Source organism: Pseudomonas sp. B16(2017) (assembly GCF_002113205.1).
Classification (GTDB): Bacteria; Pseudomonadota; Gammaproteobacteria; order Pseudomonadales; family Pseudomonadaceae; genus Aquipseudomonas; species Aquipseudomonas pharyngis.
Genome location: NZ_NEKA01000010.1, coordinates 1 through 13,001 on the forward strand (window position 1 = coordinate 1; position 13,001 = coordinate 13,001).

A 13,001-nucleotide genomic window follows, 5' to 3' on the forward strand; every position below is an offset into this window, starting at 1 on the left:
TCTAGCCAGAACCCAAGCCTTGGTCATCCTCGCCCGCAAGCTTTGCCGGGTGGCATTCGCCCTCATGAAAAACCAGAGCGAATACCAACCGAATTTAAGGTTGCAGGGTTCCCCTGCAACATAGAATCTCCCACATGGGGTTTTGCGTGTATCCAGCGAGTTAGCGGCTGAGCAACTCCAGGCGCTCACGCACCGCCGCTTCGATCCCCACTTCATCCAGCCCGCATTCGGCCAGCATCTGCGCCGGTTTGGCGTGCTCGACATAAACGTCCGGCAAGCCCAGGTGCAGCACCGACTTGAGGATGTTCTCGCGGGCGAGGAATTCACTGACCGCGCCACCGGCGCCGCCCATGATCGCGTTTTCTTCGATGGTCACCAGCAGATCGTGGCTGTTGGCGATCTCGCGTACCAGCGCTTCGTCCATCGGCTTGACGAAACGCATGTCGACCACGGTCGCGTCCAGCGTCTCGGCCACTTTCAGGGCTTCGGCCATTTGCACGCCGAACACCAGCAAGGCGACCTTGCTGCCTTGGCGACGCACCACACCCTTGCCGATCTCGATCGGTTCGAGGTCTTTTTCGATGGTCGCGTTCGGGCCGGTGCCGCGCGGGTAACGCACCGCCGCCGGGCCGTTGTACAGGTGGCCGGTGGTAAGCATCTTGCGCAGTTCGTTTTCATCGCTCGGGGTCATGATGACCATGCCCGGGATGCAGCGCAGGAATGACAGGTCGAAGCTGCCGGCGTGGGTCGGGCCGTCTTCGCCCACCAGACCGGCGCGGTCGATGGCGAACAGCACATCGAGGTTCTGCACCGCGACGTCATGCACCAACTGGTCGTAACCGCGTTGCAGGAACGTCGAGTAGATCGCCACTACCGGTTTCGCGCCTTCGCAAGCCATGCCGGCGGCGAGGGTCACGGCGTGTTGCTCGGCGATCGCCACGTCGAAGTAGCGCAGCGGGAAACGCTCGCTGAACGCCACCAGATCCGAGCCTTCCTTCATCGCCGGGGTGATGCCCACCAAGCGCGGGTCGGCAGCGGCCATGTCGCACAGCCATTCACCGAACACGCCGGAATACTTCGGCCCGCCGGCCTTTTTCGGCGCAGCGGCCGGGGCGTCCAGCGGTTCGAGTTTGGTGATGGCGTGGTAACCGATCGGGTCGACTTCCGCCGGGGCGAAGCCTTTGCCTTTCTTGGTGACGATGTGCAGGAACTGCGGGCCTTTCAGATCGCGCATGTTGCGCAGGGTGGCGATCAGGGTCGGCAGGTCGTGGCCATCGATCGGGCCGATGTAGTTCCAGCCCAGTTCTTCGAACAGGGTGCCGGGGACCAGCATGCCTTTTGCGTATTCTTCGGTGCGGCGGGCGATTTCCCAGGCGCCGGGCAGGCGCGACAGCACTTTCTTGCTGCCCTCACGCATGCTCGCGTAAGTGCGGCTGGAAAGGATCTTCGCCAGATAGTTCGACAGCCCGCCGACGTTGCGCGAGATCGACATGTCGTTGTCGTTGAGGATCACCAGCATGTTGGCGTCGACTTCCGGCGCATGGTTCAGCGCCTCGAACGCCATGCCGGCGGTCAGTGCACCGTCGCCGATCACCGCGATGGCCTTGCGATCACTGTTCTGCAGGCGGGCGGCGATGGCCATGCCCAGCGCGGCACTGATCGAGGTGCTGGAGTGGCCGACACCAAAGGTGTCGTACTCGCTCTCGGAGCGGCGCGGGAAGGCGGCGATGCCGTCCTTCTGGCGCAAAGACTCCATGCGCTCGCGACGACCGGTGAGGATCTTGTGCGGATAGGCCTGATGACCGACGTCCCACACCAGCCGGTCGTCCGGGGTGTCGAAGACGTAATGCAACGCGATGGTCAGCTCGATGACGCCCAGGCCGGCACCGAAATGCCCACCGGTCTGGCCGACCGTGTAGAGCAATTCCAGGCGCAACTCATCAGCCAGGGTTTCCAGCTCGGCTTCGCCTAACCGGCGCAGGCCGTCCGGCGTGTTCGCGCGGTCGAGCAGGGGCGTGGTCGGGCGCTTGCGGGGAATCTCATGAAACGTCGTGGGCATCAGGCGAATCGTTATAGGTATAAAAGATGCGGCAGTTTACCTGATGCATCGCCCCCTGCCCACGCGTTGGTCTTTTTTGGCAGATAAGCCTTCAGTTGCGCCGGTCGACGATATACCGGGCCAGATCGCGCAACGGCTCGGCAGCCGCGTCAAACGGTCGCAGCGCGTGCAGGGCCTGATCGCGCAGTTCCAGCGCGTAAGCCTTGGCGGCGTCGAGGCCGAGCAGGGCCGGGTAAGTTGGCTTGTCACGGGCAATGTCGGCGCCCTGGCGTTTGCCGAGGGTTTCGGTATCGCTTTCGACGTCGAGAATGTCGTCCTGCACCTGGAATGCCAGACCGATGGCCTGTGCATAAGTCTGCAGGGACTTCAGTTCATCCTTCTCGGCACGGCCGCTGGCCAGGGCGCCGAGTTTGACGCTGACTTCGATCAGCGCGCCGGTCTTGTGCCGGTGCATCTGTTCCAGGGCTTTCTGATCAAGCTTGAGGCCGACCGAACCGAGGTCGATGGCCTGACCGCCGACCATGCCGGCCGGGCCTGCCGCGTGCGCCAGCGCTGTGACCTGTTGCAGGCGGATGTCCGCGCTCAGGTCGCTCAGGCGCGGGTCGAGCAGGGCGCTGAACGCCAGGCTCTGCAAGCCGTCGCCGGCCAGGATCGCGCAAGCTTCGTCAAATTTCTTGTGAGTGGTCGGCTGGCCGCGACGCAGATCGTCGTCGTCCATCGCCGGCAAATCGTCGTGTACCAGCGAATACGCGTGGATCAGCTCAACCGCACACGCCGCGCCGTTGGCCTGTTCGGCCTTGCCGCCGAGGGCTTCGCACGCCGCGTACGCCAGCAGCGGACGCACGCGTTTGCCGCCGTTCATCACGCTATAGCGCATGGCTTCATAAAGGCGCGCCAGTTCTGGCAGCGGGGCGTTGAACAGGGTTTCCAGTGACGCGTTAACCCGCGCCTGGCTGGTGGCCGAATACGCTGCAATCATTCTGGCTGATCCGCGTCGAAGGGTTCCTCGGCGAGTTCGCCATCGCGCTCCAGCAACACCTGGACCTTCTGCTCGGCCTGGGCCAGCGCCGCCTGGCAGTCACGGGTCAGGCCGATGCCTTGCTCGAAAGCGGTCAGCGAGTCTTCCAGCGACAATTCACCGTTCTCCAGACGCTCCACCAGCGTTTGCAGGTCGGCGAGGGACTGTTCGAAATCCAGTGCAGCTTTTTTGCGGGCCATGGCGGCTAATTCCGGTTGACGTTAAACCGGCGCGACACTAGCAGATAGGGGGGGTATGGGCAAATGAGCGGGGTGTTGTGGCCGTTTCATCATGGTGTCGATATCGGTCTTGTCTGGCCCGAAAGTTATTCGGCTCATTTTGTGAGCCGAATAAGTCCGCTATTCGGCTCACGCCCCGTCAATGTGCGTGATTCCCACCGCAAATCCACATGTATCCGATTGTTAAAAAACTGCCGAATCGCTAACCTTCGCGCCTTCTACGACCCGACAGTCACGGGTCTTTCAGACGAAACGCAGTTTTCACCGCTGTGAAGTACCGAGGATCGGGTGCAAGGTTTCGTCAGGCATGGCAGGAGGCATCACATGCATTCACTTCTTTTGCTGCTGATCGGGTTCGCCTGCGCGCCCGCGCTGCTGGCAGCGCCGAGTGCGGAGCTGTCAGAGCCTGTTGGCGGCTGGCGCTATCACGGGCTGCTTGATCGCACGGAAAACCCGCAAGTCGCCTATCCCACGCCGCCTATCGATCGCGGCATCCAGCGCAATCGCACAATGATCCAGGGCCAGCTCAAGGCGATCGGGCATCTGCGTCCGCCCCACAGCCTGGCAGTGAATGGCAATCCACTGAATCTGTACACCGACGACGATGGGCGTTTCGCCCGGCCGTATGCGTTCGGCGCCGGCTCCAACAGCGTCGAAGTGATCAGCGCCGACGGCCAGCCGCTCAAGCGCGTTCAATTCTACGAAGCCAACAATTTGCGCACGCCGGCGCGGATCCGCGTGGTGCTCGGTTGGGACGACCCTAAAGCCGAACTCGACCTGCACGTCATTACGCCTGACGGCCAGCACGCCTTCTGGGCGCGTCCGGCGATGAGCAACGGCGGCGGCCTCGATCCGGACGGTGTCGACGGCCCCGGCCCGGAAATGTTCACCATGACCGCGCCGCTGCACGGCACCTATCTGGTTTACGTCAACTATTGGGGCAACTTCGGTAACGGCGGCTATAACTTCGAGGAGACCAGCAACCAGAACGAGGTGATCACCTCGCAGATCACGCTGGTGCTCAACGAAAACACCGTCGACGAAAAACGCGAAACGTTCATCGTGCCCCTGCGGGCCATCGGTGATCTGCTGCTGGTCAAGACTTTCAACTATTAAGCATCCCGCCACGGATGAACTCGGGTTCTGGAAAGATGAGCGATAACACTGCTGCACCGGCCGCCGTAACACCTGCCGGCAAACCTTCCCGGCGCTGGCCGTTACTGGCGGTCGGGCTGTGCCTTGTCGCCGGCGTGGCGGGCGGGCTCGGCTGGCTGATGCACAAACCCAAGGCGCCACCGGCGGAACTGGCCAGCGACAAGCTCGGCCTGAGCCGCCCGGACGCGCTGCTGGAAACCCGCTCCCTGAGCCAGTTGCCCAAGGACCTGCTGACGGTGCCGTTCCTCAAGGCCACGCTCACCGAGGATTTCGTCTTCTATTACGAAACCCACGCCGACCGCCTCGGGCTGATCGGCAGTCTGCGGCGGATCATCTACGAGCATGACCTGAAGCTGCAGGACAGCTTGATCGAGCAGCTCTTCGATCAACCGGCAGACGTGGCGTTGTGGCGCGGCGCCGATGGTCGCTTGAAGGATTTCCTGCTGGTGATGGATCGCGGCGGGCTGGCCAAAGTGCTGGAGCCGCTGGCGAAAGTCGCGCTGGATGATTCGCAACTGAGCGTGCTCAGCACCCTGAAAGTCGGCGGCGACGAAGTGCCGCTGTATCAGCTGACCTACAACGCCGGCAAATCCCTGCTGTTCGCCTCCCGTGGCGACAAACTGGTGGTGCTGTCCAACCCGGCCAAATTCTACGACCCGGAAAGTGGTGCTTCGGAGGAATCCGGCCACGTCTCGCCGCAAGCGCTGGCGGCGCTGCTCAACGGCGAAAAACTGTTCCCCGAAGCATTCGGGCTCACGGCCAAAACACCTGAAACCAAACAGCGCCTGTCGGTCAATTCCAGCGTCCTGGCCATGGGTTACCAGCGCTTCATCCCGAATTTCGCCGGCCTGCGTTTCGACATGGACGACAAGGGCTGGCACAGCTTTCTGGCCATGGATGAGCTGGAAAACCAGCCGGACTTCGATTTCAAACCGGTCTGGCAAGCCATGCCGCTGGGCGCCAGCGCCTGCGTGACCTTGCCGGTGGCGGCCGAGCCGCAAAAACCGTTGCTGGTGAAACTCGGCGCCGAAGAAGCGGTGGCGCAGAAACTCACCGAGCACGTGGCTGGCGCGGCGGGCCTGTGCTGGTACGCCGATTCGCGGCTGTACACGCCCTTGCTAGTGGCCAGCCTGAACGACGAAGACAATGGCAAACTCGACGCGGATATCGGCACGCTGTTCGATTCGATGGTCGGCGCCTACGAAGGCAAGGTCGACGAGCACGCGTTCCCGGTGGTCGAGAAACAGGAAGGCCAGAGCCATCGCTGGCAACGTCAGGTCAGCTCTAACTTCGGCTCGTACGCGGCCAAGGAAGCCGAGAATCCGGACGCGATCACCGGCCGTGCGTTCATGAAAGTCAGCCTGGCGCGCCATGGTTCGACGCTGCTGTTTTCCCTCGACGACAAACTGGTCGACAAGGCCCTCGGCACCCTCGACAAACGCTTCCCGCCGATGGCTGACGTACTGCCGAAAGACGTGCTGATGCCGATCTACTTCGGCCCGGATTCGATGGCGCAACTGATCCGGCAGGAAACCCTCGACAGCCTGCCGCAGGACATGGAGCCGGTGTTCTACAACGCCGCGCAAACCTACCTGATCCCGAAACTGCGCACCCTCGGCGGCATGGGCAAATACGCCCTGACTTTGCCGGAAGGCAGCGAGCCTGACGGACACTGGCAATGGCTGCCGCTGGAGTGGAAAGCGCTGTGACCAGACTGATTCGCAGCCTCGGCTTGCTGGCGCTGTTGCTCAGCGCCGGCGCCCGAGCCGTTGAGGCTCCGGCCCTCGATCCGCAGCAGTCTCAGGTGTTTCGCGCCTGGTTCGTGCGCATCGCCCAGGAACAATTGAGCAAAGGCCCGAGCCCGCGCTGGTATCAGCAGGATTGCGCCGGCCTGGTGCGGTTTGCCGCCAACGAAGCGCTGAAAGTCCACGACGACAAATGGCTGCGCAGCAATGGCGTGTCCAATCGCTACCTGCCGCCGGAGCTGGACCTGAGCGCCGACCAGCGCAAGCTCGCCCAGCAATGGCAACAGGGCGGCGGCAAGGTCGGGCCCTACGTCAACGCGATCAAACTGATTCAGTTCAACAGCCATCTGATCGGCCGCGACGTGTCCCAGGCGCGCCCCGGCGATCTGATGTTTTTCGATCAGGGCGACGACCAGCACCTGATGATCTGGATGGGCCGCTACATCGCCTATCACACCGGTACGACCACCCCAACCGACAACGGCATGCGTTCGGCAAGCCTGCAGCAACTCATGACATGGAAGGACACCCGATGGATACCCGACGCAGCCAACCCCAACTTCATCGGCGTCTATCGACTGAATTTTCTCTCCCAATGACCGGTGCCCGCATGCTGCGTTTACTGCCTTTTCTGTTGCTGTTGACCCTGCCGTTTTCGGCCGTGAATGCCGAAGACACCGTGGAGCCAAGCGGCTACACGCCGGTGTCCGGTGAAAGCTTTTTCCTGCTGGCCGACAGCAGTTTCGCCGCCGACGAACAGGCAGTGGTGCGCCTCGAAGCGCCGGGTCGTGACTACCGTCGATTCCGCATGGAACCGTACGGCGGCGCCGACATCCGCGTGTACAAAATCGACAAGCCGCTGGACTTCCTCAAACGCCAGAAGAACCTGCACCGCGTGGTCAGCGACGGCCAGTTCAAGGGCGAAGGCCTGTCGAACACCCTGGCGTACCTGTGGGACAACTGGTACCGCAAATCCCGTCGGGTGATGCAGCGTGCCTTCTCTTACGAGTCGCGCCAGCAAGTCACCGAGGAAGTGCCGGAGCTGAAGATGGGCAATGCCATCGCCGCGCCGACGCCGTACGACGCGCAACCGCAGTTCGCCCTGATTCCGGGCCTGCCGGTGGTCAGCCAGTTCCGCTATCCGCTGTGGCAGGCCAAACCGATCCAGCCGCCGACCGGCGTCAATCTGGCCGGGTCTTCCAGCGAGTTCGTCAGCGTCGCGCCGGGTAACGTCTACATCCCGTTGGGCAATCTGAAACCGGGTCTGTATCTGGTCGAAGCGCTGATCGGCAAGTACCGCGCGACCACCATGGTGTTCGTTTCCAACACCGTGGCGGTGAGCAAGATTGCCGGTGATGAATTGCTGGTGTGGGCCGCACGCAAACACGAAGGCAGCTCGGTGCCGAAGGTCAACGTGCTGTGGACCGACGGCCTCGGCGTGATGAGCAGCGGCGCCACCGACACCGATGGTCTGCTGCGCCTGAAACACGTCAGCCCCGAGCGTTCGTTCGTGATCGGCGAGGACGAAGAGGGCGGCGTATTCGTCTCGGAAAACTTCTATTACGACAGCGAAATCTACGACACCAAACTCTACGCTTTCACCGACCGGCCGCTGTATCGCCCGGGTGATTGGGTGTCGCTGAAAATCGTTGGCCGCGAATTCAAGAATGCGCGGGACTCGGTGCTGCCGGGTGCAGCGGACGTCAATGTCAGCGTGCTCGATGCGACCGGCACCGAGCTGCAGCGCCTCGATCTCAAACTCGATTCCAAGGCCGGTACTCAGGGCCGTTTCCAGTTGCCGGACAACGCGGTGGCCGGTGGTTACGAGCTGCGTTTCAACTACAAGGATCAGGCCTACAGCAGCGCGTTCCGGGTGGCGGAGTACATCAAGCCGCACTTCGAAATCTCGCTGAATCTGGCCAAGCAGGATTACCGCACCGGCGAACCGGTGAAGGGCAGCCTGGTGCTGCTGTACCCGGACGGCAAACCGGTGGCCAGCGCCAGACTGACCCTGAGCCTGCGCGCCCAGCAACTGTCGATGGTCGACAACGAGCTGCAATACCTCGGGCAATTCCCGGTGGAACTGACCAGCACCGAACTGACCACCGACAGCAAGGGCAATGCGAGCCTCGACCTGCCAGCCGCCGACAAACCGAGCCGCTACATGCTCACCGTGTTCGCCAGCGATGGCGCGGCGTATCGGGTCAAGACCACTAAGGAAATCCTCATCGACCGGGGCGCCGCCAGCTTCCGCCTGAGCGCGCCGCAGCGCTTCAGCGCGGTCGGTGACAAGGTCGCGTTCAGCTTCGCCAACGAGGGCGGCAGCCAACAGGCGCAGGCCGTTGTGCCGAGCAGCTACAGCTGGGTTCGCCTCGAAGACCAGACCACCGGCGAAGGCAAACTGGCGGCGAAAGACAAAGGCTTCAGCGTGGCTTTTGATCGCCCGGGCACCTACAACCTGTCGCTGAAAGATCAGCACGGCCGAGTGCTTGGCGCGACCGGTCATTCGGTCACCGGCGACGGCGTCAAGGCTGTGCCGGGCACCGTGGAAATCGTCCTCGACAAACCCGAGTACAAGGCCGGCGACGAAGCGCTGGCGCTGATCACGTTCCCCGAACCAGTCAGCGATGCACTGCTGTCGCTGGAGCGCGACAAGGTCGAAGCCACCGCGCTGTTGGCCAAGGGCGGCGACTGGCTGAAACTGGAAAAACTCAGCGACACCCAATACCGCGCACGCATTCCGGTGAAGGACAATTTCGCGCCGAACCTGACGTTCTCCGTGCTCTACACCAAGGGCGGTCAGTACAGCTTCCAGAACGCCGGGATCAAGGTTGTTGCGCCGCAGATCGACGTGGCGATCAAGACTGACAAAGAGACCTATCAGCCGGGCGATACCGTGACGGTCGACCTGACCACGCAGTTCGCCGGCAAGGCTGTGCCGGCGCACCTGACGGTCAGCGTGGTTGATGAAATGGTCTATGCGTTGCAACCGGAAGTCGCGCCGACCATCGACCAGTTCTTCTACCACCCGCGCCGCAACAACGTGCGCACCAGCGCCAGCCTGTCGTTCATCAGCTACGACGTGGCGTTGCCGGGCAGCCCTGGCGCACCGGGCAAGGCCAACCGCAGCGAGCGCGGGGTGAAAGTGCTGGAGCGGCCGCGTCGCGAAGACGTCGACACCGCTGCGTGGCAGCCGGAATTGCTGACCGACGCCGACGGCAAGACCCGCTTCACCTTCAAGATGCCGGACTCGCTGACCCGCTGGCGCATCACCGCGCGAGCGATTGCCGATGACGGTCAGGTCGGGCAGAAGAAGCAGTTCGTCCGTTCGGAAAAACCGCTGTACCTGAAGTGGAGCGGGCCGAGCAAATTCCGCAAGGGCGATCAGCCGCAACTCGGTGTGTTCGTCTTCAGCCAAGCCGAGAAACCGGTCAAGGCTGAACTGGTGACGCACTACGCCGGCGCCGAACAACGTCTGCCGGTGACCCTCAACAACGGCATCAACTACCTGCCGCTGCCGGCCTTCGCACTGGCCACCGGCGAATGGACCGCCGAACTGGTGCAGGACGGCAAAACCGCCGACGCCCTCGCGGTGCGCCTGACCGCGACCGGCGAAGGCTGGCAAGTGACGCAGACCCAGAGCCTCGACGTGGCCAGCGGTGACACGCCGCTGAGCCTGCCGGCGGACGCCACCGACATTCGCCTGCGTCTGGATGACAGCCCGCAAGCGCTGTTCCGTTCGGCCCTCGACGATCTGCTCAGTTATCCGTACGGCGGCGTCGAACAGACCGCCAGCCGCTTGCTGCCGCTGAGCATCGCCTATCCGTCGCTGGCGTCGAGCCCGCAGATCCGCGACCGCTTGCGCCTGATCATGCAGAACAGCCGTCTGCGCCTGGTGCAAATGGCCGGGCCGTCGGCGAGCTTCACCTGGTGGGGTTTCGACGGTGAACCGGATGCGTTCCTCACCGCTTACGCCTATTACGCTGACTGGAACGCCAGCCAGGTGCTGGACCTGAGCCTACCGCCGGAGCACTGGCAGCGGGTGCTGGAGGTTTACGCCAAGCAGGCGCCGAATACACCGTTGCTGCAACGGGCGTTGATTCTGTCCTTCGCCAAGCAGATGCATCTGCCGGTCAACACGCTGCTCAGCGGTTTGATGGAGGATCTGGCCAAGGCCGGGGAAGGCAATGCCGAAACGCTGATGGACGACGGCGAAGACAGTCTGGTGATGGGCGATCCGGATTCGGCGCTCGGTCTGGCGGCGGCGCGGGTCTTGACCGCATCGTTGGCCACGCAGTCGAAAGTCGCTTTGCCGGATGCGTTCAATCGTCAGTTGGGCGCTGCGCAACAGCGCTTGTCGGTCAGTTCGCAGCCGTTTGCCGAAGCGCTGAACCTGTCGCTGCAACCGTTCGATCAGGCTCGTGCGACGGCGTTGTTGCAACGGCTGTTGCCGCAGCAATCGACCCTTGAACGTGCGCTGGCGCTGACCTGGCTGCAACGCAGCATCGCCCAGGCCTCGCCGACCATCGCGCTGACCCCGGGCGAAGGCTGGAAGAAAAACTACGGCACGACCGGCGAGATGTACTGGACGTGGCAGGGTGTTGCGCCGGTGCCGAGCGTGTTGTCGGTATCGGGCACTCAGGAGCGTCCATTGCGTGCCGCGCTGAGTTACCAGACCCAGCAACCGGCGGTCGATCCGATGGCGGTGACCATCACTCGTCGCCTGTCGCGTCTGGTGCCGGGTGACGAAGCCTTCACCTTCAAACTGGAGCCGGTCGGCACTAAACCGCTGTCCAGCGACAGCCTGTATCTGGACGAGGTGATCCTCACCAGCAAAGCACCAAAACCGTTGCGCTACGGCATGCTCGAAGTGCCGCTGCCGCCGGGTGCGGATGTTGAGCGCACCACGTGGGGCATCAAGTTGCAGGGCAAGGACGGCACCGAACCGACCGCGCTGGAGAAGGCGCGTTTCGAGCCGGGCCAACTGGCCTACGCGGTGCCGGTGGATGCGTTGAGCGGTGAATTGCGCCTGCGGCATCTGGTGCGGTTCTCGCAGAAGGGCCAGTTCAACCTGCCGCCGGTGCGCTTCACTCAGGTCTACGCGCCGCAGCATCAGGCCCGCGAAGCGAAAGCGGCCCTTGGTCAGGTCACGGTCAACTGACATGACCCGGCCGCTGGTCTGGCTGCTGATGTGTGTGATTCCTGCGCTGGCGACGGCGCAGGATGAGCCGTTGCGCGTGGCCTACAAGGGTGAGTTGCTGTCGCTGAATACCACTCAACTGACCGCTCGCGAGCCGTTGCCTTCTTCGCTGGAGACACCGCTGGGCAGTCTGTGGAAGGTGTTCGTTTATGCGTGGCTGGTGGATACCGGTGCGCGGGAACCGGCTTATGAATGTCGTGGGCAGTCGAAGGAAGAGGTTTATTGCTGCACGGCGGGCGGGAAGATCGAGCGTGATCAGGCGCTGGTGAAATCCTGCGGGCTGTATTTCGAGCCGGCGCGGTTGGGCATAACCGCTGGCGATTGGAGAACCTATTGGCAAGCCCGACAGGCGCCGTCGTGGTTGTTGGATTTGCCATCGGTGCAACCGGCTACTCGGGTTTCCGTGGCTGACTTGCTGAAGGTTCTGGTTTTGCTGCCGGCTCAGGAGCAGATGCGCCGTGTGCTGCTCGACGTGGTGCTGAACGCGGCGGACGGCAATGTCGTCGGCGAACTCGGTGGGCGCTTGCGGGTGAAAACCTGGAGCTGGCTCGGCGATCAGGATCCGCAATCACGTCAGGGCGGGTTCGCTGGGTGGACGGCGGATGGCTCGCCGATCTGGGCCGGTGGCAGGGGCACCAGTCAGATGGTTTTGCGGCATTATGGTTCGGCGTTAGCGACGGTGTTGCCCGCATCATGGCCGGCGGAAGCGGGGCGTTGTGTTGAGGTCGGGCTGTTCTCGCGTTATCCGGTTTCGCGGGTTCTGGCCGGTGATCGAGTGGTGAGCTCCGGCCCGTTGCAGGGCGATTACCGCGTCGAATTCGCCAATGGTAATGCGCTGGATATCCACAGCGACGGCGAGCTGTTTCTGCTCAACGACAAGCTTGTGGCTCGGCTGGATCGCGAAGAGTACGTCGCCCGTGTGCTGGAGCGTGAAGCCAAACCTGAACCGGCCGAAGCCGCGAAAGCGTTAGCCGTGGCGATCCGCACGTATCTGCTGCAAAACGCCACGCGCAATGGCGAATGTTTGAGCATCGACGACAGCAGCATTCGCCAGCGTGTTGCACCGCGTCCGGCCTCCGCCGAATCTCGCAACATCGCCGCTTGGACGGCGGACCTGGTATTGGCCGGCAGCACCGTCACCTATCACTCCGATCAACCCGGCCCCGACAAACTCGCCTGGCAGCAAGCCGTCGAGCAAACCAATGCCGGCCAGCGTTACGACGCTATTTTGCTGCACGCCTATCCGCGCGCGAGCCTCAGTCGCTGGGACAACCCGGTGGCGTCCTGTGAAGCGCTGCCCGCCGCACAAGACTGGCTGCAAAAGCAACGTCGCGGCTGGCGTCCGACGCTTGAAAGCGAAACCGGTTACAACGAAGTCAGCACGTTCGCCGTCTGCAAACTCGCCTTCGGCCGCCCCTTCGTCGACCGCGAACGCCAGCGCATCTACGTGCGCGGCGTGCTGTCCTTGCAGGATCGGCTCGACCTGACTCACGAATACCTGCACCTGGCCTTTGAAGCACACCCCAACGGCCAGGATGAAACCTATATCGAAGGGCTCGCCCGTCACCTTTTGCTGGAATAGACC

At 63.0% G+C, this 13,001-nt stretch carries 8 protein-coding genes and 1 pseudogene; 6 read left to right on the plus strand and 3 right to left on the minus strand.

The genetic code is table 11. The annotated features are described in order from the left end of the window. Positions 1 to 124 (plus strand): annotated as a pseudogene (locus tag CAG25_RS28885) (IS110 family transposase); the annotation flags it as partial. 36 nt (positions 125 to 160) lie between these two features. Here the strand turns inward: CAG25_RS28885 and dxs are convergent. The 3 genes from dxs to CAG25_RS17995 all read right to left on the minus strand — a co-directional run bounded on the left by dxs (position 161) and on the right by CAG25_RS17995 (position 3,277). Next, positions 161 to 2,059 (minus strand): 1-deoxy-D-xylulose-5-phosphate synthase, encoded by a 1,899-nt coding sequence (gene dxs / locus CAG25_RS17985; RefSeq protein ID WP_085612526.1) that lies wholly within the window; start codon positions 2,057 to 2,059, stop codon positions 161 to 163. Positions 2,060 to 2,150: 91 nt separating this feature from the next. Next, positions 2,151 to 3,038 carry a (2E,6E)-farnesyl diphosphate synthase gene (ispA, locus tag CAG25_RS17990; RefSeq protein WP_085612527.1) on the minus strand — a complete coding sequence of 296 codons (888 nt, stop codon included), beginning with the start codon at positions 3,036 to 3,038 and terminating at the stop codon, positions 2,151 to 2,153. Continuing rightward, positions 3,035 to 3,277, minus strand: coding sequence for an exodeoxyribonuclease VII small subunit (locus tag CAG25_RS17995; protein WP_007894317.1), 243 nt, complete (start codon positions 3,275 to 3,277; stop codon positions 3,035 to 3,037). Before CAG25_RS17995 ends, ispA begins: the two co-directional genes overlap by 4 nt. A gap of 363 nt (positions 3,278 to 3,640) precedes the next feature. On the opposite strand from CAG25_RS17995, the gene CAG25_RS18000 reads away from it, so the two are divergent. From CAG25_RS18000 to CAG25_RS18020, 5 genes are read left to right on the plus strand one after another with little or no spacing between them, the layout of a single operon-like run. Next, positions 3,641 to 4,432 carry a YfaP family protein gene (locus CAG25_RS18000; RefSeq protein ID WP_085612528.1) on the plus strand — a complete coding sequence of 264 codons (792 nt, stop codon included), beginning with the start codon at positions 3,641 to 3,643 and terminating at the stop codon, positions 4,430 to 4,432. A 35-nt stretch (positions 4,433 to 4,467) separates the two neighbouring features. Continuing rightward, positions 4,468 to 6,180: a DUF2138 domain-containing protein gene (locus tag CAG25_RS18005; protein ID WP_085612529.1), complete on the plus strand. Its 1,713-nt coding sequence runs from the start codon at positions 4,468 to 4,470 to the stop codon at positions 6,178 to 6,180. Beyond that, complete coding sequence (locus CAG25_RS18010; RefSeq protein ID WP_085612530.1) at positions 6,150 to 6,815, plus strand: DUF1175 domain-containing protein; 666 nt, start codon at positions 6,150 to 6,152, stop codon at positions 6,813 to 6,815. The genes CAG25_RS18005 and CAG25_RS18010 overlap by 31 nt, the downstream gene beginning before the upstream one ends. Beyond that, positions 6,812 to 11,377 (plus strand): alpha-2-macroglobulin, encoded by a 4,566-nt coding sequence (locus CAG25_RS18015; protein WP_085612531.1) that lies wholly within the window; start codon positions 6,812 to 6,814, stop codon positions 11,375 to 11,377. The genes CAG25_RS18010 and CAG25_RS18015 overlap by 4 nt, the downstream gene beginning before the upstream one ends. A gap of 1 nt (position 11,378) precedes the next feature. Beyond that, on the plus strand, positions 11,379 to 12,998 hold the full coding sequence (locus tag CAG25_RS18020; RefSeq protein ID WP_085612532.1) for a DUF2300 domain-containing protein: 1,620 nt from the start codon (positions 11,379 to 11,381) through the stop codon (positions 12,996 to 12,998). The last annotated feature ends 3 nt before the right edge of the window (positions 12,999 to 13,001 follow it).

What these genes read in the sequence shown, in the direction of transcription:
- dxs (WP_085612526.1), bottom strand. Translation starts at nt 2,059, where the DNA reads ATGCCCACGACGTTTCATGAGATTCCCCGCAAGCGCCCGACCACGCCC.
- ispA (WP_085612527.1), bottom strand. Translation starts at nt 3,038, where the DNA reads ATGATTGCAGCGTATTCGGCCACCAGCCAGGCGCGGGTTAACGCGTCA.
- CAG25_RS17995 (WP_007894317.1), bottom strand. Translation starts at nt 3,277, where the DNA reads ATGGCCCGCAAAAAAGCTGCACTGGATTTCGAACAGTCCCTCGCCGAC.
- CAG25_RS18000 (WP_085612528.1), top strand. Translation starts at nt 3,641, where the DNA reads ATGCATTCACTTCTTTTGCTGCTGATCGGGTTCGCCTGCGCGCCCGCG.
- CAG25_RS18005 (WP_085612529.1), top strand. Translation starts at nt 4,468, where the DNA reads ATGAGCGATAACACTGCTGCACCGGCCGCCGTAACACCTGCCGGCAAA.
- CAG25_RS18010 (WP_085612530.1), top strand. Translation starts at nt 6,150, where the DNA reads ATGGCTGCCGCTGGAGTGGAAAGCGCTGTGACCAGACTGATTCGCAGC.
- CAG25_RS18015 (WP_085612531.1), top strand. Translation starts at nt 6,812, where the DNA reads ATGACCGGTGCCCGCATGCTGCGTTTACTGCCTTTTCTGTTGCTGTTG.
- CAG25_RS18020 (WP_085612532.1), top strand. Translation starts at nt 11,379, where the DNA reads ATGACCCGGCCGCTGGTCTGGCTGCTGATGTGTGTGATTCCTGCGCTG.